Here is a 25,541-nt window from a genome sequence, read left to right on the forward strand (position 1 = left end):
CGTGGCTCAGCGGAGGTCGCGGCGCAGCGCGGGTCGAGTCGTGCTCGGCACGTTCGGCACCGTGACGGCCAGGCCGAACAGGCTGGACAGGTAGAGGTAGCCGGCCGTGATCGGGCCGGTGTACTCGGTCAGGTCGAACGCGGGCGCGGCACCGTCGACGACCACGACGGTGCCGAGGGCGATGCCGACGGCGCCGAGGAAGATTCCGGCGACCTTGCGGACGTTGGGGTTCTGGACGACGACGTTCGGCGTTTCGGTTGGCGTGCTCATGGCGTGCCTCCTGGGGCGGTCGGGGTGCAGACAAGCGCCTGCTGCTGGTACGGGAGGAGGGTGTCGGGGTCCGTCACCGTGAGCGTCACCTCGTCGAGGGCATATCCCTCGGGGCAGGTGGGCCCGGCGGGGCCGATCGGGCCAACGTGACCGGCGGGTCCAGGGGCGCCCTCGGGCCCCGGCGGTCCAGCTGGCCCCGCAGGACCGGAGACCCCGGCGGAACCGGCTGGACCGATGGGACCTGGGGTGACCGAGTCGGCTCCTGGCTTGCCTTCCGGTCCGGGTTCTCCGCGCGGTGCGGTGCAGGTGCCGGCCGTGAAACACGAGGCGATGCCGTCGAGTACCTGCTGAGCGGTGGGGCCAGGGCCTCGCGGACCCGCCGGGCCAGGAAGGCCGGCGACCCCTGCGGGACCGGTCTCGCCGGGGATCGCTTCGGGCGCGTCCTGTGCGACATCAGACGGTTCCGGGGCGTCACGCGGCGACTGAGCGCTGTGCCATCGCCCACGAGATCGTGCACTTCGAGCATCACGACGTCGGCACTGACGACCTGCAAGAGGAGCGCGCGGACCGGATCGCGGCACGCCGCTTGATCCGTCCTCGGCGCATCGAGGAGCTGTCGGGCATCACCGATGACCCCGCCGTCGTCGCGCTCGAGCTCAACGTCACCGAGAAGATCATGCGCGTCTACATGCGGATGATCCGGCAGGGACGGATCAGCCGCTATGCCTAGGCCTCCGCTCGAACTCGAGACATGGGGGCGCATTCGCCGCACGACAGTGAAGGGCAAGCCGACGGCGATCGCCTACTATCGCGACTCCGATGGCGTCACCCGCCTCATGCAGCGCAACGGCCGCACGGGCGCGGATGCCGAGCGCAATCTCGTGAAGGCGTTGAAGAAGCGCCTAGCGCCGGCGAGCGACCTCCTCACCCCGGACTCGCTCGTCAGCGATCTTGCTGCCGCATGGCTCGACACGAAGACTCGGCTGGCCGAGGGGTCGATCCGGATCTACAAGAACGCGATCGAGAAGCACATCACTCCGGGCCTCGGCTCGGTCCGCCTCGCCGAGGTCACCGTGCCACGACTCGACCGCTTCGTCACGTCACTCACCCGATCCTCGGGCGCGGGCACGGCGACGACTGCGCACGTCGTGCTGCGAGGTATGTTCACGCTCGCCGCCCGTCACGGAGCGGTGCGGCCCAATCCGATGACGGACGTCCCGGCGCCCGAGAAGGCGAAGCGGACCGTGAAGCGCGCAGCGCCCAACGTCGAGGTCGTGCGCGCGATGCGGGCACGCTTCGAGGAGTGGGACGCCGGCACGGAGCCGCGGCCGGCGGACGACCGCCGCCGTCGCCGACCGCGCGCGAGCGAGCTGCTGGACACGACCGACATGATCATCGGCACCGGCATCCGCACCGGCGAGCTGCTGGCTCTGCAGTGGGACCAACTGGACCTGGACGCCAAGCTCGCCACGATCCGCCGCACGATCGCGCAGGACCGCGACGGGAAGTTCTTCGTCCAGGAGTTCACGAAGTCGGACGCCGGGTATCGCGAGCTCGAGCTTCCCGACCACGTCGTCGACATGCTGATGCGTCGCCGCGTCGCGTCGTACTCCGCGTTTGTCTTCGCATCGAGCGTGGGCACCTTCCAGCATCCGAACAACTACCGGACGACGTGGCGCGAAGCACTGCGAGACACGCCTTGGAAGGGCACCACGCCGAAGAGCTTCCGAAAGACTGTGGCAACCGTGGTCCGCGACGAGCTCGGCATCGAAGCAGCGAAGGAGCAGCTCGGCCACGAGGACGAGCGCACCACCCGGATGCACTACGCCGACGAGGTGCACCGCGGGCCCGCAGCCGGACTTGTTCTGGCGAACCTGTTCACCTGAAAACCACGACTAAACAACGATTCGCCCCGAATCCGGTCCGGATTCGGGGCGATTTTCTTTGGTTTGACCTGGTCTTTTTTGAGCCGACTACGGGACTCGAACCCGTAACCCCCGTATTACAAGTACGGTGCGCTACCAATTGCGCCAAGTCGGCGGACGCCACCAGCTTAGCGATGGCGTCGACCCTCCTCCGACCTAGGAGGCGGGCGTGCTCGACGCGGTGGGCGTCGGCGAGGCGGTGGCGCGCGACGCGTCGCTGGCCACGCTGAGCACGAACTGCGAGAACTCGGCCGGGTCGTCGAGCGCCCCGACGTAGGCTTCGCCGTTGGCGACGATCATGGGGGCCGAGCTCAGCTTCAGATCGTCGGAACCGGCGAGCGGCCCGTCGAGAGCGCGAGTCGTGGCGTCCTTCGCCCAGGAGACGAAGTCGCCGTCCTCGATGCACGAGCGCACAGCCTTGCCGTTGTCCACTCCGACGGCGCCGGCGAGGTTCGCGAGCTCCTCATCGGAGAAGCCGTCGCTGCCCACCTCGGGCTGGTCGTCGAGCAGATCGTGGTTGAACGCGTAGAACTGGTCCGGCGAGTGGGTCGCGACGCATGCGGCGGCCGCAGCCGAGCGCAGCGAGTACTTCGTGCCGTTCGAGCTGGCGGTCAGCAGCGCGACCGGGTGGTAGCTCACGGTGACGGCGCCCTCGCTGATCCACCCGGCGAACTGGCGGGCGTTGGCGCGCTCGAACTTCCCGGCGTCCGGTGAGAGGTAGTCGACGTACACGTGGATGTCGACCGTCTCCGACGAGGTGGGCTCCGGCGTCGGCTCTGCCGTCTCCCCTGTGCCGCTCGCGTCCGGGGTGGGCGTGGAGGGCATCTGGTCGGATCCGGCGACGGCGGAGATGTCGGTGACGACGACGCCATCGGCCTCCATGCCCGTCGGCGTGAGACGCGGCTTCGACACCTGGGCCGACACCGCCAGCGTCACCGCGGTGCCGATCGCGCCCACGGCGACGATCGCCACCGCACCGATGATGATGCGTCTCATGATGCGCGCCCTCGACTGCTGGGCATGCACCTTCTGAGCCTTCTCCCGCACGGCCTCGCGAGAATTGCGAGGCGTGGGGACGTTCGGCGTTTCGTCGCTCGACATCGTTCCTCTTGTGAGTCTCAGGGGGGTCCGGGTTGGCCCCGACCGCCGCCCCGCGACGATCGCCGCAGGCGCGCGGCCGAGTTCGATGCTAGCCAGTGAGGCTGAGAAATACCCAGGTACCGCTGTTCATGTCATACTGATCCCGACCCAATGATGGGTCACAGTGGGTCACCCCGCTGCTCTATCACTACGGATCGTCCGGCACGTACCTGCCGGTGAAGGAGAAACCGCAATGGCATCTGTGACTTTCGACGAGGCCACGCGCCTCTACCCGGGCGGAACCCGTCCGGCCGTCGACAAGCTCAACCTCGAGGTCGGAGACGGCGAGTTCCTCGTCCTCGTCGGTCCTTCCGGTTGCGGTAAGTCCACGTCGCTCCGCATGCTCGCCGGCCTCGAAGAGGTCAACGCCGGCCGCATCCTGATCGGCGACCGCGACGTCACCGACGTGCCGCCGAAGGACCGCGACATCGCGATGGTCTTCCAGAACTACGCGCTGTACCCGCACATGACCGTCGCCGAGAACATGGGCTTCGCGCTCAAGATCGCCGGTGTCGGCAAGGAGGAGCGCGCCGCCCGTGTCCTCGAGGCCGCGAAGCTCCTCGACCTCGAGCAGTACCTGACGCGCAAGCCGAAGGCCCTCTCGGGTGGTCAGCGTCAGCGCGTCGCCATGGGTCGCGCCATCGTCCGCCAGCCGCAGGTGTTCCTCATGGACGAGCCGCTGTCGAACCTCGACGCCAAGCTCCGCGTGCAGACCCGTACGCAGATCGCGTCGCTGCAGCGTCGTCTCGGCGTCACCACGGTCTACGTCACGCACGACCAGACTGAGGCGCTCACCATGGGCGACCGCATCGCCGTGCTCAAGGATGGCCTGCTCCAGCAGGTCGGCTCGCCGCGCGACCTGTACGAGAAGCCGAACAACGTGTTCGTCGCCGGCTTCATCGGCTCGCCCGCCATGAACCTGTTCGCGGCGGACCTCGCCGACGGCGGCGTGAAGTTCGGCAGCGAGATCGTCCCGCTCGACCGCGACACCGTCGGCCGCGCCAACGGCTCGCAGGTCACGGTCGGCGTGCGCCCCGAGGACATCACGGTCGGCCCGGCCGACGGTCAGGGCCTCTCGGTCGTCGTGGACCTCGTCGAGGAGCTCGGCGCCGACGGCTACCTCTACGGACACACCGAGATCAACGGCAAGCGCACCGACCTGGTCGCTCGCGTCGACGGCCGCAGCCACCCCAACGCGGGTGAGACCGTCACGCTCGCCGCCAACGCGGGTCACGTGCACGCGTTCGACATCGAGTCCGGCGACCGCCTGAACGACAAGCCGGTCGTCTCCGTCTGATCGGAACACCAGACGCGGCGCGGGCTGACTTCGGTCGCCCGCGCCGCGTCTGCTTTCCCTCCCGCCTTCCAGGAGCGTCATGCAGAACTCGCTGCGGATCACCGCGAGCACGGTCGACCCTGGGCTGCTGGGCCTGCCCTGGTCGACGCCGCTGGGCAAATGGCCCTCCGAGCACATCGTCTCGCTGCCCAAGGGGCTCTCCCGTCACCTCGTGCGCTTCGCGGATCTCTCCGGTCGCGTGGTCGCGGTCAAGGAGACGACGGCGGAGATGGCGCAGCGCGAGTACGACATGCTCGGCAATCTCGCACGCCTGGCCGTGCCCTGCGTCGATCGCGTCGCCGTGATCGCCGGTCGCACCGACGCCGCCGGAACTCCCCTACCCGCAGCCCTGGTGACCTCGCACCTGCGCTTCTCGATGCCCTATCGCGCCCTGTTCACCCGCGTGCTGCGCCCCGACACCGCGACCCGGCTCGTGGACGCGCTCGCTCTGCTGCTCGTGCGCCTGCACAACGTCGGGTTCTATTGGGGCGACGTGTCCCTGTCCAACACGCTCTTCCGCCGCGACGCGGGCGCCTTCGCCGCGTATCTCGTCGACGCAGAGACCGGCGAGCTGCACGAGGAGGGCCTGACCGACGGACAGCGCGCCTACGACCTGGACCTCGCCCGGACGAACATCGCCGGGGAGATCATGGACCTCGCCGCCGGCGGACGACTCGAGCACGGAGTGGACGCCGTCGCCATCGCGGACGGCATCGTCTCGTCGTACCGCTCGCTGTGGGCGGAGCTCACGGCCCAGGAGTCCTTCTCCTCCGCCGAGACCTGGCGGATCACGGAGCGCGTCGAGCGCCTCAACGCCCTGGGATTCGACATCGACGAGATGTCCATGTCGACCACCGCGGACGGCACCCTGGTCGAGATCCAGCCGAAGGTCGTGGATGCCGGACACCACCAGCGGCGCCTCATCCGCCTCACGGGCCTCGACGTCGAGGAGAACCAGGCCAGGCGGCTCCTCAACGACCTGGACGAGTTCCGCGCCCGGTCGACCAAGCAGTGGGCGGACGAGGAGATGTACGCGCACGAGTGGCTGACGCGCGTGTTCGAGCCCGTCGTGCGCGCGATCCCCTACGAGCTGCGCGCCAAGCTCGAACCGGCCGAGGTCTTCCACCAGGTGCTCGAGCACCGGTGGTACCTGTCACAGGCGCAGGGCCGGTCCGTACCGCTGGCCGAGGTGCTGACCAGCTACATCAACGAGGTGCTCCGCCACCGTCGCGACGAGGCGACGATCATGGGCCCTCCGACCGAGACCATGAGCCTGCCCGTCATCACCGGCACCACACCCGTCGCCGACGACGACGAGGAGATCGACTGGCGCGATCTCGTCTGACTCCGCGGCGCCGAATGCACGGGCTGCCGCCGAGTGCATGGGTTCCGCGCGCCGACAAGCCGTGCACTCGACGCGAAGCCGTGCACTCGGCGCCGGCGCGCCGGCGCGGGGGCCGGGGGCGGGGGCGGGGGGCGCGGGGCGCGGGGCGGGGCGGGTCAGTAGCCGACGGTGAAGCGGCCGCGGTGGTGATTGCCCTGCTCGATCTCATCGACCACGGCGACCGCGAAATCGGCGCCCGAGATGAAGGACTTGCCATCGGCGTCGCGGACCAGCACGTCGCCGCCGTCGCGGTAGTTCCCGGTGCGCTCACCCTCGGCCCAGGGTCCGAAGACCTCGGCCGGGTGGATGAAGAACCAGTCGAGGCCGCCGTCCGTCTGCTCCAGGAGGGCGAGGGAGTCGATGCCGACCTGAGCCTCGTGTTTGTACTCCTCGGGGAAGTCCTGATCGAACAGGCGCGGTCCGCCGGGGGCGACGAGGCTTCCCCCGGCGCCACCGACCACTCCCAGCCGGGTCTGCGTGCCGTCGAGGAGACCGATCACGTTCGCCAGGGCCTCCAGCGCGCGGTCGGTCATGTCGCCGCGGGGAGACAGCGCGGAGACCACGGCGTCAGCACCGGCGAACGCGCTCGCGAGGGTCTCCGGCTCGAGCGCAGAGCCCTGCACGTACGCGGCTCCCGCCACCGGATCGGAAGGGGCGGAGCGCGAGATCGCGACCACGCCGTGCCCGCGACTCACCGCCTCCGCGACGATGTGACGACCGGCGTACCCGGTTCCTCCCAGAACGATGATCTGAGCCATGCTGCCTCTTCCTTCCGTGGGGTCTACTTCTTCGCGGAGCGGACCGTCGACACCTGGTACAGCGCGACGGACGTGGCGATCCCGGCATTGAGGGACTCCGTGGATGCGGAGATCGGGATCGAGACGATCTGATCGCAGGTCTCGGTGACCAGACGCGAAAGGCCCTTGCCCTCCGAGCCGACCACGATCACGACAGGGCGGTCCGCGAGCTCGAGCTCGGGCAGCGAGACGTCGCCGTCGCCGTCGAGGCCGAGGACGAACACCCCCTGCTTCTTGAACTCCTTGAGCTGTGTGGTGAGGTTGGTGGCGAGCGCGACCGGGACCCGCGCGGCGGCTCCCGCGCTCGTCTTCCACGCTGCGGAGTTCACGCCGGCGGAACGGCGCTGCGGCAGGATGATCCCGTGCCCGCCGAACGCGGCCGTCGAGCGGATGATGGCGCCGAGGTTGCGCGGGTCGGTGACGCCGTCGAGCGCCACGAACAGCGGGACCTCACCCTTGTCGATGACCTGTTCCAGCAGATCCTGCGGGTGCGCGTACTCGTAGGGCGGCACCTTGATGGCGACGCCCTGGTGCACGCCGTCGAAGCCGGCCATGCGGTCGAGCTCCTGACGAGTCACCTCGAGCACCGGGATACCGCGGTGCGTGGCGATCGAGAGCATCTCCTTGACGCGGTCGTCCATCTCCACGCGCTGCGCGATGTAGAACGCGGTCGCGGGGATCTTGGCACGCAGGGCCTCGAGCACCGAGTTGCGCCCCGTCACCGTCTCGGTGTCCGTGGTGTTGTCCTTCGCCCTGGCGGAGCGGTTGGGGTTGCCGCCCGACGTCTGCCGCTGGCCCGGCTTGCCCTTGCCTCCGGACGCGGCGTACCGCTCCGCAGCGGCCTTCCGCTTGCCGGCGGGGTGCCAGGCGCGGTCCTCCGCCTTCGGGGTCGGCCCCCGTCCCTCGAGCGCCTTGCGCCCGAGTCCGCCCGTGCCCTTGGTGGGGCCCTTCTTCTTGCCGTTGCTCGCGCCGGGGCGCTGTGGCTTAGCCATCGATACTCCAATGAGTTCCGGCCGGAGTGTCCTCCAGCGTGATTCCTGCGGCGGCGATCGCGTCTCGGATGCGATCGGCCGCCGCCCAGTCCTTGTCGGCGCGCGCCTGCGCGCGCTGGGTGATCATCGTCTGCACCAGGGCGTCCAGCGCGATCGCCGCGCCGGACGCGGATGCGTCGTTCCCGGCGGAGGAGCCGGTGAGTCCGAGCACGGCGGTCATCGCCGTGACCGCGCGGAACGCGTCGTGCGCCGCATCCGTCTCGCCGGCATCCAGGGCGGAGTTCCCCGCCCGCACCGTCTCATGCAGCACGGCGAGTGCCTGCGGCACCCCCAGGTCGTCGTCCATCGCCGCGGTGAACGCCGCGGGAAGACTCTGGCCGGCGAACCAGCCGATGCCTCCGCTGATCGTGCGGTGGGCACGCTGTCGGAACGTGTCGATGCGTCCGAGTGCGGCTTCGGCCTCCGTGAAGGACGACTCGCTCAGGTCGAGACTGGAACGGTAGTGGGCGGCGGCGAGCGCGTACCTCACCACCAGCGGGTCGTGGGCCTCGAGCACGTCGGCGGCGAGGGTGAAGTTGCCGAGCGACTTGGACATCTTCTGCCCGTCGACGGTCACGAGCCCGTTGTGCACCCAGTACCGGGCGAAGCCGTCGCCCGCCGCCGTCGACTGCGCGAGCTCGTTCTCGTGGTGCGGGAAACGCAGGTCGAGGCCGCCGCCGTGGATGTCGAACTCCGCGCCGAGATAGCGCTTCGACATCGCGGAGCACTCGATGTGCCATCCGGGGCGACCGGGCCCCCACGGCGAGGCCCATGTGGCATCCGCCGGCTCCTCGGGCTTGGCGCCCTTCCAGAGGGCGAAGTCCTGCGGGTTGCGCTTGCCGCGCGGGTCGGCGTCCGCCGCCGCCTCCATCGCGTCGATGGACTGGTGTGTGAGCGATCCGTAGTCGGGCCAGGAGCGCACGTCGAAGTACACGTCGCCGGAGCCGTCCGGCGCAGGGTACGCGTGACCGCGCTCGATCAACTGCGCGATGAGCTCCTGCATCTGCGGGACGGATGCGGTGGCGCGCGGCTCGTACGTCGGGGCGAGGATGCCGACAGCACTGTACGCCGCGGTGAACTCCTGCTCCATCCGGTAGGCGAGCGCCCACCAGGGCTCGGTGTCCGTCGCGTTGGCGAGCACCTTGTCGTCGATGTCGGTCACGTTGCGCACGAAGGTGACCCGACCGTGGCGCAGTTCCAGCCAGCGCCGCAGCAGATCGAAGCTCAGGGCCGCCCGGACGTGCCCGATGTGGGGTCCGGACTGCACCGTGGGTCCGCACACGTACATCGTGATGTTCTCGGGGTCGAGAGGCACGAAGTCGCGCAGCTGCTGTGCGCGGGTGTCGTAGAGGCGGAGGGTCACCGCTCAAGACTACCGGGCGCGGTCTCCGCGAGTCTGGGCGCGCCGCGCGGCGTCATGTCGGCGCGATCCGCGTCAGTCGACGGGCAGGACCTCGCCGGTCTGCACCCCGAGGACGCTCTTGGCGTACGCCATCCCGACCCGGTACGACGAGACCGGCACGAAGCCGAGGAAGGACGAGTGATACGAGGGTGCGTCCTCGAGCACCGAGGGGCTGACGGCGTTGATGCGGATGCCGCGGGGCAGCTCCGGTGCCGCGCCGAGCACGAATGCTTCGAGAGCGCCGTTGGCGAGGGACGCCGCCGCCCCGGTGGCGATCGGCTCGCGCGCGAGGACGCCGGAGGTGAGCGTGAAGGAGCCCCCGTCACGGACGAAGGGCGTTCCGATGCGGACGATGTCGAGCTGCGAGAGCACCTTGCCCCGCAGCGCGGCCTCGTAGTCGTCGCGGCCGAGCTCGGAGAGCGGGGCGAACGGCACGCTCCCGACGGCGGCGATCACGGCATCGACCTCGCCGACCTGGTCGAACAGGCGCTCGATGGAGCGGGGGTCGGTCACGTCCACCGACGGCTGCCCGCTCCGCGAGGCGGCGACGATCTCGTGCCCGTCGAGCGCCGACGCGGCCGCGCGGCCGACGTGCCCGCTCGCACCGATGATGAGGATCTTCACTCCGGCTCCTTCCGTCCTGCGGACCGCGCCTGCACGCGCCCCGCTCGGGTCGTCTTCACGCTATCGCGTCAGGCCGGGAAGACGATCGCGACCGCGGTGACGGCGATGCCCTCCGACCGACCGGGGAAGCCGAGGCCGTCGGTGGTCGTGGCAGTGATGGAGACCGGCGCCCCGAGGATCTCTGCGAGGCGGGACTGCGCCTCCGCCCGCCGGGGGCTGAACTTCGGCCGGTTGCCCTGGAACTGGACCGAGACGTTGCCGATCGCGAACCCCGCTGCGGCGAGGAGTTCACGCGTGCGCGCCAGGAAGACCTCGGCATGCGCGCCCGCGTACTCGGGGTGGGCCGTGCCGAAGTGCTCCCCGATGTCGCCGAGCCCCGCGGCCCCGAGGAGTGCATCCACGATGGCGTGTGCGACGGCGTCTCCGTCGGAGTGCCCGGACAGCGGCTGCTCCCCCGGCCACTCCAGGCCCGCGAGCCAGAGGTCGCCCTCGCCCCCGAACGCGTGGACATCGGTGCCGATGCCGACGCGCGGTACCCCGAGGCGCGGCCGCTCCGGCGCGAGCAGGTGCCTGGCGCGCTCGAGGTCGTCCGGCGTCGTGATCTTGAAGGCGCGCTCCGAGCCGGGGATCCGACGCACCGGGTGGCCGGAGGCCGCGAACAGGGCGGCGTCGTCGGTGTACTCGCTCCCGGACGCGAGGGCCTCGGCGTACGCGGCTTCGAGCAGCGGTCGCGGGAATCCCTGCGGCGTCTGCGCCGCGGCGAGCTCCGAGCGGTCGACGGCCGCCACCACGGTCTGCTCCGCCACCTTCTTGAGGGTGTCGACGACCGGGAGCGCGGGGATGACGCCCACTTCCGGGGTCACCGCGGCGGCGACGGCGTCGATCTGCGTCGGCGGGGTGAGGGCGCGAGCGGCATCGTGCACCAGGACGGTCTCGACGTCGCCCCAGAGCGCCGCGAGCCCCGCCGCCACCGACTGCTGCCGTGTCGCTCCTCCCGTGACGACACGGCCGAGTTCGCGCCGGTCTCCGGCCGCCTCGCGCAGCTCGGTCTCCGCATCGCCCTCGAAACCGGGCGGGGCGACCACGACGACCTGCGCCGGTGCCGCCGCGAAGACGCCGTCGAGCGCGTGCCGCAGCACGGAATGGGCGTCGAGCCCGACGAACGCCTTCGGGGCACCGGCGCCGAGACGCGTGCCGGAGCCGGCGGCGACGACGATGATCGCGGTCTGCGGGACGGGGAGGATGGTCACAGCATCACGTTACCGGCGCACACGACGAAAGGCGGATGCCGAAGCACCCGCCTTTCGTCGAATCAGCTCAGGAAGCGAGGACCTCGTCGAGCAGTGCGCCCGCCTTGTCCTCGTCGGTCTTCTCCGCGAGCGCGAGCTCGGAGATCAGGATCTGACGAGCCTTCGCCAGCATCCGCTTCTCACCGGCGGAGAGTCCGCGGTCCTGGTCCCGGCGCCACAGGTCGCGGACGACCTCGCTCACCTTGATCACATCGCCGGAGGCGAGCTTCTCGAGGTTCGCCTTGTACCGGCGCGACCAGTTCGTGGGCTCCTCGGTGAAGGGCGCCCGCAGCACCTCGAACACATGGTCGAGGCCCTCTTTGCCGATGACGTCGCGAACGCCGACCAGGTCGACGTTCTCCGCGGGGACCTCGATGATGAGATCACCCTGGGTGACGTTGAGCTTCAGATATTTCTTCGCCTCACCCTTGATGATGCGCTCCTTGACCTCGATGATGGTCGCAGCGCCATGGTGGGGATAGACGACGGTCTCGCCAACCTCAAAAAGCATAAAAACGTGTCCTTTCGGCAACCTCAAGGATACCACAGGCGACATGCGCTAAGGTTCGCGCTCCCTGGACCCCGGGGCCCTTCCGACTTACCCATAGAATGGATGCGGATATCCCGCCGGACCTCAGGAGGACCCGTGAAATCGCGCCTTGTTGCGTCTGCAGCCCTCAGCGCCATCGTTCTGCTCGGCGCGACCGGGTGCACCTTCATCACGCCGCAGGCGACGAAGACCGAGTACGCCGCGTCCGACGGAGTGAACATCTCCGACGCCGACGGTCCGATCGACGTCCGCAACGCGCTCGTCATCGCGACGGAGGACGGCGCGGTCGGCAACTTCATCGCCGCGATCGTCAACCCCACGCAGGACAGCGCGACGCTGACGATCGCCCTGAAGGGCAGCGAGCCCTTCACGATCACGGTGCCCGCCGGCGACACGATCAGCCTCGGCGCCGATGAGGAGCCGCTGCGCATCATCGACCTCGACACCAAGCCCGGCGCGACCGTCGAGATGCACTTCCAGTCCGGCGACTCCACGGGCGTGAAGGCCGCGGTGCCCGTGCTCGACGGCTCCCTCCCGTACTACGCCGACCTCGTGCCGGCCGAGGCCGCGTCCACACCGGAGCCGTCGCCGACGCCGACGCCGACGGACACCGCCGCACCGGCGCCGTCCAACTGAGCTTCCGCAGCCACGAGAAGAGGCCGGCACCCCGCGCGGGGTGCCGGCCTCTTCCACGTCCGGGCGTCAGCCCTCGAAGCGATACCCCAGGCCGCGGACGGTGACCAGCATCACCGGCTCGCTCGGGTTCTCCTCGATCCGGGAGCGGATCCGCTTGATGTGCACGTCGAGCGTCTTGGTGTCGCCGAAGTAGTCGCTGCCCCACACGCGATCGATCAGCTGGCCGCGGGTGAGGACCCGGCCGGAGTTGCGCATCAGCACCTCCAGCAGCTCGAACTCCTTGAGCGGCATGTTGATCTGCGTGCCCGCGACCGAGACGGTGTGCCGGTCGATGTCCAGCGAGACGCGCCCGCCTTCCAGGACCCGCTCGTCGAGCTCGCTGTCGGCCTGCACGACACGGCGCAGCACCGCCCGCATCCGGGCGAGCAGCTCGCGCGAGGAGTACGGCTTGGTGATGTAGTCGTCCGCGCCGAGCTCGAGACCGACGACGATGTCCACCTCGGAGTCCTTGGCCGTGAGCATGATGATCGGCACGGCGGAGGTCGAGCGGATCTGACGGCACACCTCGGTGCCGGGCATCCCCGGGAGCATCAGGTCGAGGAGCACGATGTCCGCGCCGCGCTCGCGGAAGGCCGCGAGCGCGCCAGGGCCGTCCTCGGCGATCTCCACCTCGTAGCCCTCGCGACGCAGCAGGTACGCCAGCGGGTCGGCGAGGTCGGGCTCGTCTTCGACGAGAAGGATACGGGTCATGCTCTCTCTCCGTTTCGAGCGCGGGCGGACGGGACGGCCTTCTCGGCCTTGCGCGCGCGCTTCTTCTTGCTCTTCTTGCCGGTGTCACGGCTGTCCGGGGCGTCTATCCGCGGGAGGCGGATCGTGAAGGTCGAGCCGCGCCCCGGACGCGACCACAGCCGCACCTCTCCCCCGTGGCGCTGCGTGGCGTGCTTCACGATCGAGAGTCCGAGTCCCGTGCCGCCGGTACGCCGGGAGCGGGCCTCATCAGCGCGGTAGAAGCGCTCGAAGATGCGCTCGCGATCCGCCTCGGCGATCCCGATGCCCTGATCCGACACCGCGATCTCGACCACGCCGTCCTCGGCGCGGACGCCGACGCCGACGCGCGAGCCACGGGGCGAGTAGACGATCGCATTGGCGATCAGGTTCCCCACCGCCTCGATGAGGATCTGCGCGTCACCGCGCACCCAGACGCCGCGGTCTCCGCCTCTGGCGAGCTCGACGCCCGCGGAGTCGGCCTGCACGACGTGCGCCTCGATCGAGGAGGCGATCACCTCGTCGATCGCGACCGGGCCGACCGTGGTCAGGCCGTCCTCGGCCTGGAGCCGGGAGAGGCTCATGATCCGGCCGGTGAGCTGCCCGAGCCGGCCGGCCTCCGCGGAGATGCGCGCCGCGAAGATGCGCACCTGCGCCGGATCGTCCGCCGCGGACTCGATCGCCTCGGCGAGCAGGCTCACCGCACCCACCGGCGTCTTCAGCTCGTGGCTCGTGTTCGCGACGAAGTCCCGCCGCATCTGGTCCAGCCGCTCCTGCTCGGTGACATCGCGGATGATCAGCAGGACGAGGCGGCTGCCGATCACGCTCGCCCTGGCCGACACCAGGCGCGGGTCCAGGCTGAGACCGCCGCGGGTGATCCTCATCGACTCCGTCACGGAGCCTCCGGCTTCCCGGACGCCGCGGACGAGCTGGCGCAGCTCGGGGTTGTCCATCGTGGAGCCGACCTCGATGCCGAAGCGGGTCGCCGCCTGCGATGTGGCCAGGACCAGCCCTGAGGTGTCGACGACGGCCGCGGCGTCGTCCATGCTGCGCAGGACATCGGTGATGCCGGCCGGAATCGCCAGCGACGTCTCCTCCTGCACGCGCGCCCTGGCCCGGTACGCCCACACCACGAGCAGGGAGACGCCGACGCCGATCACCAGCCCGATGGCGAGCGAAGACAGCGCGAGCTGCGGCAAGGTCATGTCCTAAGCGTAGAGTGCGTTCACCGTCCGTCCGGCGGGTTTCCGCGCCCCGGCGGCATCGCGAGAAGTACTATTCACGTGCTGGGCACCGTTCGTTAACCTTCGGAGCAGACAATCGCTTCGGGCTTGTGCGGGAGCACAGACCTGCTCTCGTGCGGACGACCCGCCGTCTCGCGCTGACGTCACAGCCGAGATCCGAATGAAAGGTTGCGCCCCAACATGCGCGAAGTCTTCCACCAGTCCCTCGAGGACCTGCAGTCCCGCCTCGTCGAGATCGCCGACCTCGTCGCGGTGTCGATCGACAAGGCCACGCGCGCCTTCGCGACCAGCGACGTGGCCCTCGCCGAAGAGGTCATCGCCGACGACGCGAAGATCGACGAACTCGCCGTCGCCCTCGACGAGCAGGCCATCGAGATCCTCGCGCGCCAGCAGCCGGTCGCCCGCGACCTTCGCATCGTCGTCACGGCGCTGCGCGTGAGCGCCTCCCTCGAGCGCATGGGCGACATGTCGGAGCACATCGCCCAGCTCGCCCGCCTCCGCTTCCCCGAGCGCGCCATCCCGAAGGGCCTCAAGGGCACGTTCGTGAAGATGGGCGAGCTCGACGTCGAGGTGGCCCGCACACTGTCCGAGCTGCTGCGCACGCAGGACCTGCGCTTCGCCGATGCGATCCGCAATGCGGACGACGACGTCGACGAGCTGCACGCCACCGTCTTCGAGAAGGTGCTCAGCGACAACTGGAAGGGCGAGGCCACGGCGACCGTCGACGCCACGCTCGCCAGCCGTTACCACGAGCGCTTCGCGGACCACGCCGTCGCCGTCGCGAAGAAGGTCGTCTACCTGGCGACGGGCGACTGGGCGGTCGAGGAGGAGGACATCCCCCTCGCCGTCGAGCAGCAGGGGCTGGAGCACCCGCACTTCGGTCACGCCTGACACCTTCGTCGCGAGACCCCGCTTTCACGTCGAAACCCCCTGCTGCAGATGTCTGCAGCAGGGGGTTTCGGCGTGAAAGCGGGGTGTGGGCGCTACTTCTTGCCCTGCGCCGCGACGGCCGCGGCACCGGCAGCGGCGGCCTCGGGGTCGAGGTAGCGACCGGGGCCGGTGGGGACGTTGTTCTCGTCCAGCTCGTAGACCAGCGGGATGCCCGTGGGGATGTTGAGTTCGGCGATGTCGGCGTCGCTGATGCCCTCGAGGTGCTTCACGAGACCGCGCAGCGAGTTGCCGTGCGCCGTGACCAGAACCGTCTTGCCGGCCTCCAGGTCGGGGACGATCGCGCTCTCCCAGTACGGCAGCAGGCGGTCGATGACGAGCTTGAGCGACTCGGTGCGGGGAACCTCGCCGTCGATGTGCGCGTAGCGGACGTCGTGCACCTGGCTGAACTCGCTGTCGTCGTCCAGCACGGGCGGCGGCACGTCGAAGGAGCGGCGCCACAGCTGGAACTGCTCGGGGCCGAACTCCTCGAGCGTCTGCGCCTTGTCCTTGCCCTGCAGCGCTCCGTAGTGCCGCTCGTTCAGGCGCCATGACCGGGTCACGGGGATCCACAGACGGTCGGCCGCGTCGAGCGCGATGTTCGCCGTCTGGATGGCGCGGCTCAGCAGCGAGGTGTGCAGCACATCGGGGAGGATGCCGGACTCCGCGAGCAGTTCGCCGCCGCGGCGGGCCTCCTTCTCGCCCTGTGCGTTGAGGCGGACGTCCACCCAGCCGGTGAACAGGTTCAGTTCGTTCCATTCGCTCCGGCCATGGCGGAGCAGGATGAGGGTGCGCGTCGCAGTCATGCCGCCAGTTTATCCACCCGGCCGCGGAGACCGCGGCGGATGCTGGGAGGATGGAGACATGGCGTCATCTCCCCTCGGTCGGCCGACCCGCGGCACCACGGGGACGAACCGGCTGCGCCGCAACGACCGGTGCATCGCCGCGAGCGATGCCCTGCGCCGGGCCTCCGATCCCCTGGTCGTCGACCTGGGCTACGGCGCGAGCGGAGTGACCGCCTTCGAACTGGCGGCCCGTCTGGTGCGGGTGCGTCACGACGTCGAGGTGCTCGGACTCGAGATCGATCCGACGCGGGTCGCCACGGCCGAGGCGCAGCTCGCGGAGGTGCGTGCGGGACGCACCCCCTTCGCGGCGGACCTGCCTGTGTCGTTCGCCCGCGGCGGGTTCGAGGTGCCGCTTCCGGACGGTCGGAGGGCTGCCGTGATCCGCGCGATGAACGTGCTGCGGCAGTACGACGAGCAGGACGTGCCTGACGCCTGGGCCCGGATGACGGCGCGCCTCGCGGCGGACGGGCTCCTGTTCGAGGGGACGTGCGACGAGATCGGGCGCGTCGCGAGCTGGATCGACATCGACGCCCGGGCGCAGCCGCAGCGGTTCACGATCTCCCTCCGCCTGGCCGAGCTGGAGCGGCCCAGCATCGTCGCGGAGCGTCTCCCGAAGGCGCTCATCCACCGCAATGTCCCGGGCGAGCGGATCCACGCCCTGCTCGTCGATCTCGACCGCGAGTGGGACCGCGCCTCGCCGCTGTCGACCTTCGGCGCCACGCAGCGCTTCCTCGCCGCGGTGGGCGCCCTGCGCGATCAGGGGTGGCCGGTGACGGGCGGTCGGGCGCGCTGGCGCCTGGGCGAGCTCACGCTGCCCTGGGCGGCGGTGGCTCCGCTCCCCTCCTGAGGTCAGGCGCCGACGCCGGAATCGCGGGGATCGGGGGCGGACGGGCGCCGCGAGAGGCGCGTGAGCCGAGGGACGTCCGCCGTCGCGCCCGCATCGGCGGGCACGATCACCTGCTGGGAGGCGGCGATGTCGATGCCGTCCGCCCGCACCACCAGGTCGCCGACCGGAGCACGTCGCGACAGGATCGCCAGCGCGATCGGCCCGTCCTCGTGGTGACGTGCGACCGAGGTCAGGTGACCGACCTCGTCGTCGCCGGCGAAGACGGCGGCTCCGGGATCGGGGAGGACGGCGTCGCTGCCGTCGAGGTGCAGCGCGGCGAGACGGCGAGGCGGATGCCCGAGGTTGTGCACCTTGGCGACCGTCTCCTGTCCGCGGTAGCACCCCTTGTTCAGGTGGACGGCGCTGCGGATCCAGTCGGACTCGTGCGGCAGCGAGCGCTCGTCGACCTCCGTCGCCCAGCGCGGACGCCAGGCGGCGACGCGCAGCGCCTCCGCAGCCAGGAGCCCGGCGAGCGCCTCGCGATCGAGCGAGGCGGCGAGACCGGAGGCGGCCTCCTCCGTGAGGATCGCGACCCGCCACGCGAAGTCCGCTGCGGGATGAGCGGCGATCTCCGCGTACTGATGCCCGCCCGCGCTGACCTGCTGCCAGGGATCGGCCCAGACCAGCGGCATCCCGTGCGGAGCGAACGCGGCGGCCGATGCCGAAGCCGCCGCCCCTCCGCCGTCGACGAAGCCGACCGGCACGAGATCGGCACGGACCTCGACCGTGGCCTGCGTGCGGAACTTCATGCGCGTGAGCCAGCTCGCGAGCGCTTCGGCATCCCCCGCATCGGCGATGAGCCAGGTGGAGGAGCCGTCGTCGAGGACCCCCGCCGCATGCTCGACGCGGCCCTGGGGGTCGAGCACGAGGAGCTCGGTGCTCGCGCCGGGAGCGAGATGCCCCACGGCCTGGGAAGTGATCGAATCGAGCCACGTCAGCCGCTCCGGCCCTGCGACCTCGATCACGGTCCGGTCACCGAGCGGCGCCAGCGCCGAGCCTTCGGCGAGGCGGCGCTGCTCGCGGAACGCATCCCCGAAGTGCGCGACCAGCTCGCCGTCGGCGACGGCGCCCGCGATCGCCGCGAAACCGGACACGTCAGACCTTCGCCAGGCGCGCCGACGCGTGCGAGCGCAGCGGAGTGCCGAGGGCGGCGATGTCCCACGCCCACAGCAGGTGCCCTTCGACGAGCCCGTACATGCGCGAGGAGGCGGTGTGCACTTTGGCGCCGGCGCTGCGCACGACGGCATCCGAGCCGATGTCGATGCGCGGCCCGTTGATCTCGCCGATGTACAGCTCGAGCGCGCCGTCGGCGTGAGCCAGCGACACCTCGATCGGGAATCCGCCGCTCGGTGCTCGCAGCGCCTCGACGTCGTCGACCGTGCGCGTGACCGGCGGAGCCGTCGGAGGCAGCAGCGCCGGGCCGGCATCGGCCGCGGTCGCCGGGCGCGCGAGACGCCAGAAGCCGGTCTCGGCGAGCAGCGCGACAGCCGGAGCCCCGTTCTCGTCGAGGAACGTCGCCGTCCCCGAGTAGTTCAGGAAGGGGCCGCCGTCGTGGCTGAAGCTGACCCGGTGCGTGAACTCTCCCTGGAGACGCTCATCGCCCACGGGGTAGTCGATGACGCCGGTGCCCTCCCACACGCCGATCAGCCACGCGAAGGGGGCGAGATCGGCGGGGAGGTCGGTGGGCAGCTCGATCACGATCGGATCAGCGCTGGCCGCGGAAGAGGTTGCGCAGCACCACGGCCGAGACGAAGACGATAGCCAGGCTCGCGAGGCCCAGCAGGCCGATGAAGAAGATTTCGAGCGCCATGAGGTCCATGTGCTCCACCTTACCGCGCCGCCTCGCCGTCAGGACGGGATCAGCGCCGCCAGACCGAAACCGATCGAGATGATCCCCATCAGCAGCAGGGCGCCGGTCACGCTCCCCGCGACCCGGAAGATGAACCCCTGTGTCCGGCCGTACCAGAGCTGCACCGCGAACGACAGCAGGACCACCCCGCCGAAGCCGACAAGCAGCCAGGGCACGCGCCACTCCTCGGGAACGAAGATGCCGATCGCGACCGTCGCGACGAAGGCCGTCGCCCACACGACGAGCACACCGACGAACGCGTTGCGCGGTGCGAGTGCTGGATCCGTCATGTCACCATTGTTGCGCATCCGCTCCCGGTAACATGGCGGCACGACGTCGATCCACGTCGGTGAGGAGTGCGCGTGGCCCAGGTCCTGGTTCTGACCAACGCTCCGCTCTCGGAGCAGGTGCTGCCGTCGCTCGAGTTGCTGAGCCATCGGTCGCGTCAGATTCCGGCGGAGCCGGCGCAGCTCATCCACGCCCCCGACTACGACGTCGTGATCGTCGACGGCCGCCACGACCTGGTCGCGGCGAAGTCGCTGTGCCGGCTGCTCCGCACGACCGGTCAGGACGCACCGCTGCTGCTCGTGGTCACCGAGGGCGGCATGAGCGCGCTCTCCGGAGACTGGGGCATCGACGACGTGCTGCTCGTGACCGCCGGCCCCGCGGAGATCGACGCCAGGCTCCGGCTCGCCCTGGCCCGTCGCGACGACGCGGCCGAGCCCGCGAGGGTGCAGGCATCGGGCGTCACGATCGACGAGCAGTCGTACTCGGCAAAGCTGCGCGGGCGGCCTCTGGACCTCACCTACAAGGAGTTCCAGCTGCTGCACTTCCTCGCCACCCACCCGGCGCGCGTGTTCACGCGGGAACAGCTGCTCAGCGAGGTGTGGGGCTACGACTACTTCGGCGGTACCCGCACCGTCGACGTGCATGTGCGGCGGCTCAGGGCGAAGCTCGGCGACCAGGAGCAGATCATCGGCACGGTCCGCAACGTCGGCTACCGGTTCAACGTCAACGAGGACGAGAACCTCGTCGAAGCCGGCTGACGAGCGTCTCCGTTCACACGGGCGTCACCTCACGGTGCTTAGATGTACCCCATGATCGATCCCGCACTCGCCGACGCCGGTCTCGGTGACGCCGAAGACGACGACTTCGACGCCATCGAGTCGCACGACTCCCTGCTCCCGGACCATCGCTACCTGGATCGGGAGCTGAGCTGGCTGGCGTTCAACCAGCGCGTGCTGGAGCTCGCCGAGGACCCGTCGCTGCCGGAACTCGAACGGGCGAACTTCTTGGCGATCTTCGCGAGCAACCTCGACGAGTTCTTCATGGTGCGCGTCGCCGGACTCAAGCGCCGCATCATGACGGGGCTCGCCGTGCCGACCAACATCGGCCGCTCCCCCGTCGACGCGCTCGCCGACATCTCGCGCGAGGCCCACGCCCTGCAGCTGCGCCACGCGGACGCCTGGACCACGCTCGTGCGTCCCGCGCTGGCCGAGTCCGGCATCGAGATCACCGACTGGTCGGAGCTCACCGACGACGAGCGCGCCGCGCTGTCCGAGTACTTCGGCGCCCAGGTCTTCCCCGTGCTGATGCCGCTGGCCGTCGACCCGGCACACCCCTTCCCCTACATCTCCGGACTGTCGCTGAACCTCGCGATCCGCATCCGCAACGCCCGCACCGGTCGCCAGGAGTTCGCACGCCTCAAGGTGCCGCCCATGCTGCCGCGCTTCGTCGAGGTGCCGTCCACCGGCGAGATCAAGCGCTTCCTGCGCCTGGAGGAGCTGATCGCCAACCACCTCGGCGACCTGTTCCCCGGCATGGAGGTGCTCGACCACCACGCGTTCCGCCTCACCCGCAACGAAGACGTGGAGATCGAGGAGGACGAGAGCGAGAACCTCATCCAGGCGCTCGAGGCCGAGCTGCTGCGTCGGCGGTTCGGTCCGCCGATCCGCCTCGAGATCACCGACGACATGGACGATGTCACCATGGACCTCCTGGTCCGCGAGCTCGACATCACCGACCTGGAGGTCTACCGCCTCCCCGGGCCGCTCGACCTCCGCGGCCTTTTCGATCTGTCGCGCATCGACCGGCCGGACCTGCGGTACCCGCCCCATCTGCCGACGACCGCTGTCGCGTTCCAGCCGGCGGGATCGAGCAACCGCGCCGACATCTTCAAGGCGATCCGCAAGTCCGACGTGCTCGTGCATCACCCGTACGAGTCGTTCACCACGAGCGTGCAGGCGTTCCTCGAGCAGGCCGCCCGCGACCCGCACGTGCTCGCGATCAAGCAGACCCTGTACCGCACCTCGGGCGACAGCCCGGTCGTGCAGGCGCTGATCGACGCGGCAGAGGCCGGCAAGCAGGTCCTGGCGCTGGTCGAGGTGAAGGCCCGGTTCGACGAGGCGAACAACATCGTCTGGGCCCGCAAGCTGGAGAAGGCCGGCGTGCACGTGGTCTACGGCCTGGTCGGGCTGAAGACCCACTGCAAGCTCGCGCTCGTGATCCGCGAGGAGGACGGCATGCTCCGTCACTACTCCCACGTCGGCACCGGAAACTACAACCCGAAGACCAGCCGCATCTACGAGGACTTCGGCCTGTTCACCGCGGACGCGCAGGTCGGCAAGGATCTGACGCGCCTCTTCAACGAACTCAGCGGCTACGCGATCGAGAAGAAGTTCAAGCGCCTCCTCGTCGCCCCGCTGCACCTCCGCAAGGGACTCATCCGTCAGATCGACGCGGAGCGGAAGAACGCGGAGGCCGGGATCCCCGCGCACATCCGCATCAAGGTGAACTCGATGGTGGACGAGGAGATCATCGACGCCCTGTACCGCGCCAGCGCCGCCGGAGTGAAGGTCGACGTCTGGGTGCGCGGCATCTGCAGCCTCCGCACCGACCTCGACGGCATCAGCGAGAACATCACGGTGCGCAGCATCCTCGGGCGCTACCTCGAGCACTCGCGCATCTTCGCCTTCGAGAACGGCGGAGATCCCCAGGTGTACATCGGCAGCGCCGACATGATGCACCGCAACCTCGACCGTCGCGTCGAAGCCCTGGTCCGCGTCACCGACCCCGCGCATCTGAAGGAGCTCAGCACGTTCTTCGACCTGGCGATGGACGACGGCACCTCGTCGTGGCACCTCGGCCCCGCAGGCGTCTGGACGCGCCACGCCGTCGATGCCGACGGCAAGCCGCTGATCGACCTGCAGGACAAGACCATGGGGTTGATCCAGCGGCGTCGCCGCGCGCGGGCGGTTCGATGAACACGCGGCAGCTGCAGCTCCCCGCCGACTCCGTGACGAAAGCGAAGTGGACGGACAAGGCCGTGTACGCCGCCGGGGCCGTCGTCTGGCGGCTGGTCGACGGCAAACTGCGGATCCTGCTGATCCACCGCACGAAGTACCGCGACATCACTCTCCCCAAGGGCAAGGTCGACCCCGGCGAGATGCTCGCCGAGACGGCCGTGCGCGAGGTGCACGAGGAGACCGGCATCCGAGTGTCGCTCGGCGTCTCGGTCGGGGTGAGCCGCTATCACCTCGCCTCGCAGAAGCAGAAGGTCGTGCACTACTGGGCGGCCGAGGCGACGGAGGCCGCGATCCGCGAGTCGACCTTCGTGCCGAACCGAGAGATCGCCGCCCTCGAATGGGTGAGTCTGAAGAAGGCGCGGGCGCGGCTGAGCTATCCCGTCGACCTGGAGATCCTCGACTTCTTCGCGAACCTCGTCGACGACGGCGTGCTGCGGACCTTCCCGGTGATCGCACTGCGTCACGCCAAGGCCACCCCCCGCTCGGAATGGGACCGCTCGGACGCGTCCCGCCCGCTCACCGATCGCGGAAGGAAGCAGGCGAAGTCGATCGTCGGGCCGCTGCGCGCGTTCGGCGTGCGCCGCATCGTGACCAGCGACGCCGTGCGCTGCGTCGAGACGGTCGCTCCGCTGGCCAAGGCTCTCCGGCGCAAGCCCGTGGAGACCGGCAAGATCAGCCAGGACGCATGGGAGGACGGCGAGTCCGATCTCCGCTCCGTCGTCGGACGGCGCATCCGCTCCGGAAAACCCGCCGTGCTGTGCAGCCACGGCCCCGTGCTCCCCGGCCTGCTCTCCGAGATCGCGCTGGCGACGGGCACGATCCACGGCTCCTACCTGGGCAGCGCCGCCGACCTGGAGCCGGCCGCGTTCTCGGTCGTGCACCTGTCCGCCACGAACCCCGGCTCGGGGATCATCGCGATCGAGACGCACGTCCCGAAGGTCTGACGCTTCGACAGGCTCAGCGACCCAGAGGGGCTCAGCGACCCAGAGCGGCGCAGCGCCCCAGAGCGGCTCAGCGCCCCAGAGCGGCTCAGCGATGGGCGCGGAATCTCGCGGGTGCTCCCCAGAGAGTCGCCCGTCGTTCACCTGCCGTTCACCTGCGCGGGAGAGTCTCGTTAACCGTCGCCCCTAGCGTCACTGTGTGCCCTGCACCGGGCCCCACCCCTCCAAGATCGAAGGATCCACAGTGAAGATCTCCCGAATCGCACGAATCGGCGCCATCGGCGCCGTCGCCGCTCTCGCCCTCGCCGGCTGTGCCGCGAACGAAGCCGGCAGCGGCTCCACGGATGCTCCTACCTCCGACACCGCCGCGGTGAGCGGCTCGCTCGTCGGCGCCGGCGCCTCCTCGCAGCAGGTCGCCATCCAGGCGTGGACCGCGGAGTTCCAGAAGACCAACCCCGACGCCCAGGTCGAGTACGACCCGCAGGGTTCCGGCGGTGGCCGCGAGTCCTTCCAGCAGGGCGCTGTCAACTTCGCCGGTTCCGACCGTGCATTCAAGACCGACGAGATCTCGGCCGGCGGCTTCGGCGCCTGCGTCGACGGCTCGGACCTGATCGAGGTCCCCGCGTACGTCTCCCCGATCGCCATCGTCTTCTCGCTCGACGGCGTGGACGAGCTGAACCTCGACGCCGAGACCATCGCGTCGATCTTCGCCGGCAAGATCGCCAAGTGGAACGACCCGGCCATCGCCAAGGACAACCCCGACGCCACGCTGCCGGACCTCGCCATCACGCCGGTGCACCGCTCGGACAAGTCCGGCACCACCGGCAACTTCACCGACTACCTGTCGCAGACCGCGGGTGACGTCTGGACGGCGGGCAGCGTCGAGGAGTGGCCGGCAGACCTCGGCGGCGAGTCCGCGGAGAAGACCTCGGGTGTCGCGAACGCCGTCAAGGGCGGACAGGGCCTCATCGGCTACATCGACTCCTCGCAGGCTGCCGACTTCTCGGCCGTGAACGTCAAGGTCGGCGACAACTTCGTGCCGCACTCCGCTGAAGGCGCCGCCGCCGCTCTCGACGCGTCCACGATCGAAGAGGGCCGCACCGACGGCGACCTCGCCTTCGCGATCGACCGCACCACGACGGCCGACGGCGCCTACCCGGTGCTCCTCGTCAGCTACCTCATCGGCTGCGCCGAGTACGAGGACGAGAACATCGCCGCGCTGACGAAGGCGTTCTTCACCACCGCGATCAGCGCCGAGGGCCAGGACGCCGCCGCGACCAACGCCGGCAGCGCCCCGATCTCGGACGACCTGCGCGAGCAGGCTCAGGCTGCGATCGACCTCATCAAGTGAGTCGATGACGGTCTCCGGGATGCCCCACGGCATCCCGGAGACCGTCTGCTCCCGTCAGACACCCGATCTCCACTGAGCAGGAAGCAGCTCCCATGACAGCCACGACCTCGCCGGCGCCCACGCGCATCGTCGCGAAGAAGCGTGCCGGCGATCTCTGGTTCTCCGGCACCGCGGTCGCCGCAGGCTCGATGATCATGATCACGCTGGCCGCGGTCGCGATCTTCCTCATCGTGCAGTCGATCCCGGCGTTCACCGCGACCGCCGAGGACGCCTCCCTGCTCAAGACGAACTTCTGGGACTACGTCGGCCCGCTCCTGTTCGGCACGGTCTGGGCGGCCTTCCTCGCCCTGCTGCTCGCAGTCCCGCTGTCGCTCGGCGTCGCCCTGTTCATCACGCACTACGCGCCGCGTCGCCTGGCTCAGGGCCTCGGGTACATCGTCGACCTCCTGGCCGCCGTCCCCTCGGTCGTGTTCGGCCTCTGGGGCATCCTCGTGCTCGCTCCGGCGGTCCAGCCGATCTACGCCTGGCTGAACCAGAACGCCTCGTGGATCCCGTTCTTTGACGGCGTGGTCTCGCCCACCGGACGCACGATCCTCACCGCCGCCATGGTGCTCGCCGTGATGGTCGTCCCGATCATCACGGCCATCTGCCGGGAGATCTTCCTGCAGACGCCGCGCCTCCACGAAGAGGCGGCTCTCGCCCTCGGGGCGACCCGCTGGGAGATGGTGCGGATGGCCGTCCTCCCCTTCGGCCGCTCGGGCATCGTCTCCGCTTCCATGCTGGGCCTCGGCCGTGCGCTCGGCGAGACCATGGCCGTCGCCATGGTCCTCTCGGTGAGCAAGGCCGTCACCTTCGAGCTGCTCACCTCCACCAACCCCTCCACGATCGCGGCGAACATCGCACTGACGTTCCCCGAGGCCTACCAGGTCAACATCAACATCCTCATCGCGACCGGTCTGATCCTGTTCGTCGTGACGTTCGCGGTGAACGCTCTCGCCCGCTGGTTCGTGAACCGCCGCAAGGAATTCTCGGGAGCGAACTGAC

At 69.8% G+C, this 25,541-nt stretch carries 26 protein-coding genes and 1 tRNA gene; 12 read left to right on the plus strand and 15 right to left on the minus strand.

Features of this window, described 5'->3' with window-relative positions; translation table 11 throughout:
* Positions 1-6: 6 nt before the first annotated feature.
* Positions 7-270 (minus strand): hypothetical protein, encoded by a 264-nt coding sequence (locus tag CSX12_RS13870; protein ID WP_124896178.1) that lies wholly within the window; start codon positions 268-270, stop codon positions 7-9.
* 445 nt (positions 271-715) lie between these two features.
* On the opposite strand from CSX12_RS13870, the gene CSX12_RS18740 reads away from it, so the two are divergent.
* Positions 716-1,000 (plus strand): hypothetical protein, encoded by a 285-nt coding sequence (locus CSX12_RS18740; RefSeq protein WP_124896179.1) that lies wholly within the window; start codon positions 716-718, stop codon positions 998-1,000.
* Positions 993-2,156, plus strand: a complete 1,164-nt coding sequence (locus tag CSX12_RS13880) for a site-specific integrase (protein ID WP_124896180.1) — start codon at positions 993-995, stop codon at positions 2,154-2,156. The genes CSX12_RS18740 and CSX12_RS13880 overlap by 8 nt, the downstream gene beginning before the upstream one ends.
* A gap of 81 nt (positions 2,157-2,237) precedes the next feature.
* Here the strand turns inward: CSX12_RS13880 and CSX12_RS13885 are convergent.
* Both CSX12_RS13885 and CSX12_RS13890 read right to left on the minus strand, forming a co-directional pair.
* Positions 2,238-2,310, minus strand: a tRNA-Thr gene (locus CSX12_RS13885).
* A 41-nt stretch (positions 2,311-2,351) separates the two neighbouring features.
* The gene (locus CSX12_RS13890; protein ID WP_124896181.1) at positions 2,352-3,296 is read right to left on the minus strand and encodes a thioredoxin domain-containing protein; all 945 of its coding nucleotides are present in this window, start codon (positions 3,294-3,296) and stop codon (positions 2,352-2,354) included.
* A gap of 232 nt (positions 3,297-3,528) precedes the next feature.
* On the opposite strand from CSX12_RS13890, the gene ugpC reads away from it, so the two are divergent.
* Both ugpC and CSX12_RS13900 read left to right on the plus strand, forming a co-directional pair.
* Positions 3,529-4,632 carry a sn-glycerol-3-phosphate ABC transporter ATP-binding protein UgpC gene (gene ugpC / locus CSX12_RS13895; protein WP_017201409.1) on the plus strand — a complete coding sequence of 368 codons (1,104 nt, stop codon included), beginning with the start codon at positions 3,529-3,531 and terminating at the stop codon, positions 4,630-4,632.
* Positions 4,633-4,711: 79 nt separating this feature from the next.
* Entirely contained in the window at positions 4,712-6,016 is a 1,305-nt protein-coding gene (locus CSX12_RS13900) for a DUF4032 domain-containing protein (protein ID WP_124896182.1), read from the plus strand.
* A gap of 155 nt (positions 6,017-6,171) precedes the next feature.
* Here CSX12_RS13900 and CSX12_RS13905 read toward each other — a convergent pair whose 3' ends face one another.
* From CSX12_RS13905 to CSX12_RS13930, 6 genes are all read right to left on the minus strand, one after another.
* Positions 6,172-6,813: an NAD(P)H-binding protein gene (locus tag CSX12_RS13905; RefSeq protein WP_124896183.1), complete on the minus strand. Its 642-nt coding sequence runs from the start codon at positions 6,811-6,813 to the stop codon at positions 6,172-6,174.
* 23 nt (positions 6,814-6,836) lie between these two features.
* Entirely contained in the window at positions 6,837-7,844 is a 1,008-nt protein-coding gene (gene rlmB, locus CSX12_RS13910) for a 23S rRNA (guanosine(2251)-2'-O)-methyltransferase RlmB (protein ID WP_017201412.1), read from the minus strand.
* Complete coding sequence (gene cysS / locus CSX12_RS13915) at positions 7,837-9,246, minus strand: cysteine--tRNA ligase (protein WP_124896184.1); 1,410 nt, start codon at positions 9,244-9,246, stop codon at positions 7,837-7,839. Before cysS ends, rlmB begins: the two co-directional genes overlap by 8 nt.
* 72 nt (positions 9,247-9,318) lie before the next feature.
* On the minus strand, positions 9,319-9,909 hold the full coding sequence (locus CSX12_RS13920; RefSeq protein ID WP_124896185.1) for a short chain dehydrogenase: 591 nt from the start codon (positions 9,907-9,909) through the stop codon (positions 9,319-9,321).
* 68 nt (positions 9,910-9,977) lie between these two features.
* Entirely contained in the window at positions 9,978-11,159 is a 1,182-nt protein-coding gene (gene ispD / locus CSX12_RS13925) for a 2-C-methyl-D-erythritol 4-phosphate cytidylyltransferase (protein ID WP_124896186.1), read from the minus strand.
* A gap of 67 nt (positions 11,160-11,226) precedes the next feature.
* Entirely contained in the window at positions 11,227-11,709 is a 483-nt protein-coding gene (locus CSX12_RS13930) for a CarD family transcriptional regulator (RefSeq protein ID WP_017201416.1), read from the minus strand.
* A 135-nt stretch (positions 11,710-11,844) separates the two neighbouring features.
* On the opposite strand from CSX12_RS13930, the gene CSX12_RS13935 reads away from it, so the two are divergent.
* Positions 11,845-12,384, plus strand: a complete 540-nt coding sequence (locus tag CSX12_RS13935; RefSeq protein WP_124896187.1) for a DNA modification methylase — start codon at positions 11,845-11,847, stop codon at positions 12,382-12,384.
* Between the two features lie 66 nt (positions 12,385-12,450).
* On the opposite strand, the gene CSX12_RS13940 is transcribed toward CSX12_RS13935, so the two are convergent.
* Positions 12,451-13,134: a response regulator transcription factor gene (locus CSX12_RS13940; protein ID WP_017201418.1), complete on the minus strand. Its 684-nt coding sequence runs from the start codon at positions 13,132-13,134 to the stop codon at positions 12,451-12,453.
* Positions 13,131-14,354 carry an ATP-binding protein gene (locus CSX12_RS13945; RefSeq protein ID WP_124896188.1) on the minus strand — a complete coding sequence of 408 codons (1,224 nt, stop codon included), beginning with the start codon at positions 14,352-14,354 and terminating at the stop codon, positions 13,131-13,133. Before CSX12_RS13945 ends, CSX12_RS13940 begins: the two co-directional genes overlap by 4 nt.
* A 219-nt stretch (positions 14,355-14,573) precedes the next feature.
* On the opposite strand from CSX12_RS13945, the gene phoU reads away from it, so the two are divergent.
* Positions 14,574-15,284, plus strand: a complete 711-nt coding sequence (phoU, locus tag CSX12_RS13950) for a phosphate signaling complex protein PhoU (protein WP_017201420.1) — start codon at positions 14,574-14,576, stop codon at positions 15,282-15,284.
* Between the two features lie 92 nt (positions 15,285-15,376).
* Here the strand turns inward: phoU and CSX12_RS13955 are convergent, their stop codons facing one another.
* The gene (locus CSX12_RS13955) at positions 15,377-16,126 is read right to left on the minus strand and encodes a phosphoglyceromutase (protein WP_017201421.1); all 750 of its coding nucleotides are present in this window, start codon (positions 16,124-16,126) and stop codon (positions 15,377-15,379) included.
* Positions 16,127-16,184: 58 nt separating this feature from the next.
* Here CSX12_RS13955 and CSX12_RS13960 point away from each other — a divergent pair, with 58 nt between their 5' ends.
* Positions 16,185-17,012 carry a class I SAM-dependent methyltransferase gene (locus CSX12_RS13960; protein WP_124896189.1) on the plus strand — a complete coding sequence of 276 codons (828 nt, stop codon included), beginning with the start codon at positions 16,185-16,187 and terminating at the stop codon, positions 17,010-17,012.
* A gap of 2 nt (positions 17,013-17,014) precedes the next feature.
* Here CSX12_RS13960 and CSX12_RS13965 read toward each other — a convergent pair whose 3' ends face one another.
* The 3 genes from CSX12_RS13965 to CSX12_RS13975 form a co-directional block, all read right to left on the minus strand.
* Complete coding sequence (locus CSX12_RS13965) at positions 17,015-18,145, minus strand: folate-binding protein YgfZ (protein ID WP_124896190.1); 1,131 nt, start codon at positions 18,143-18,145, stop codon at positions 17,015-17,017.
* Position 18,146: 1 nt separating this feature from the next.
* The gene (locus CSX12_RS13970; RefSeq protein ID WP_124896191.1) at positions 18,147-18,749 is read right to left on the minus strand and encodes an FABP family protein; all 603 of its coding nucleotides are present in this window, start codon (positions 18,747-18,749) and stop codon (positions 18,147-18,149) included.
* A gap of 150 nt (positions 18,750-18,899) precedes the next feature.
* Positions 18,900-19,190 (minus strand): hypothetical protein, encoded by a 291-nt coding sequence (locus CSX12_RS13975; protein WP_026049618.1) that lies wholly within the window; start codon positions 19,188-19,190, stop codon positions 18,900-18,902.
* A 72-nt stretch (positions 19,191-19,262) separates the two neighbouring features.
* Between CSX12_RS13975 and CSX12_RS13980 the strand changes: the two genes are divergently transcribed.
* The 5 genes from CSX12_RS13980 to pstC all read left to right on the plus strand — a co-directional run bounded on the left by CSX12_RS13980 (position 19,263) and on the right by pstC (position 25,540).
* A complete protein-coding gene (locus CSX12_RS13980; protein WP_017201427.1) occupies positions 19,263-19,946 on the plus strand; it encodes a response regulator transcription factor in 684 nt (227 codons plus the stop codon).
* A 51-nt stretch (positions 19,947-19,997) separates the two neighbouring features.
* Positions 19,998-22,163 carry an RNA degradosome polyphosphate kinase gene (locus CSX12_RS13985; protein WP_017201428.1) on the plus strand — a complete coding sequence of 722 codons (2,166 nt, stop codon included), beginning with the start codon at positions 19,998-20,000 and terminating at the stop codon, positions 22,161-22,163.
* Positions 22,160-23,149 carry an NUDIX hydrolase gene (locus CSX12_RS13990; protein WP_017201429.1) on the plus strand — a complete coding sequence of 330 codons (990 nt, stop codon included), beginning with the start codon at positions 22,160-22,162 and terminating at the stop codon, positions 23,147-23,149. Before CSX12_RS13985 ends, CSX12_RS13990 begins: the two co-directional genes overlap by 4 nt.
* A 241-nt stretch (positions 23,150-23,390) precedes the next feature.
* Positions 23,391-24,497 carry a phosphate ABC transporter substrate-binding protein PstS gene (pstS, locus tag CSX12_RS13995; RefSeq protein WP_017201430.1) on the plus strand — a complete coding sequence of 369 codons (1,107 nt, stop codon included), beginning with the start codon at positions 23,391-23,393 and terminating at the stop codon, positions 24,495-24,497.
* A gap of 92 nt (positions 24,498-24,589) precedes the next feature.
* Positions 24,590-25,540 carry a phosphate ABC transporter permease subunit PstC gene (gene pstC, locus CSX12_RS14000; protein WP_017201431.1) on the plus strand — a complete coding sequence of 317 codons (951 nt, stop codon included), beginning with the start codon at positions 24,590-24,592 and terminating at the stop codon, positions 25,538-25,540.
* Position 25,541: the final 1 nt, after the last annotated feature.

The sequence above is a fragment of the Microbacterium sp. Y-01 genome (assembly GCF_003856715.1).
Lineage (GTDB): Bacteria > Actinomycetota > Actinomycetes > Actinomycetales > Microbacteriaceae > Microbacterium > Microbacterium algeriense.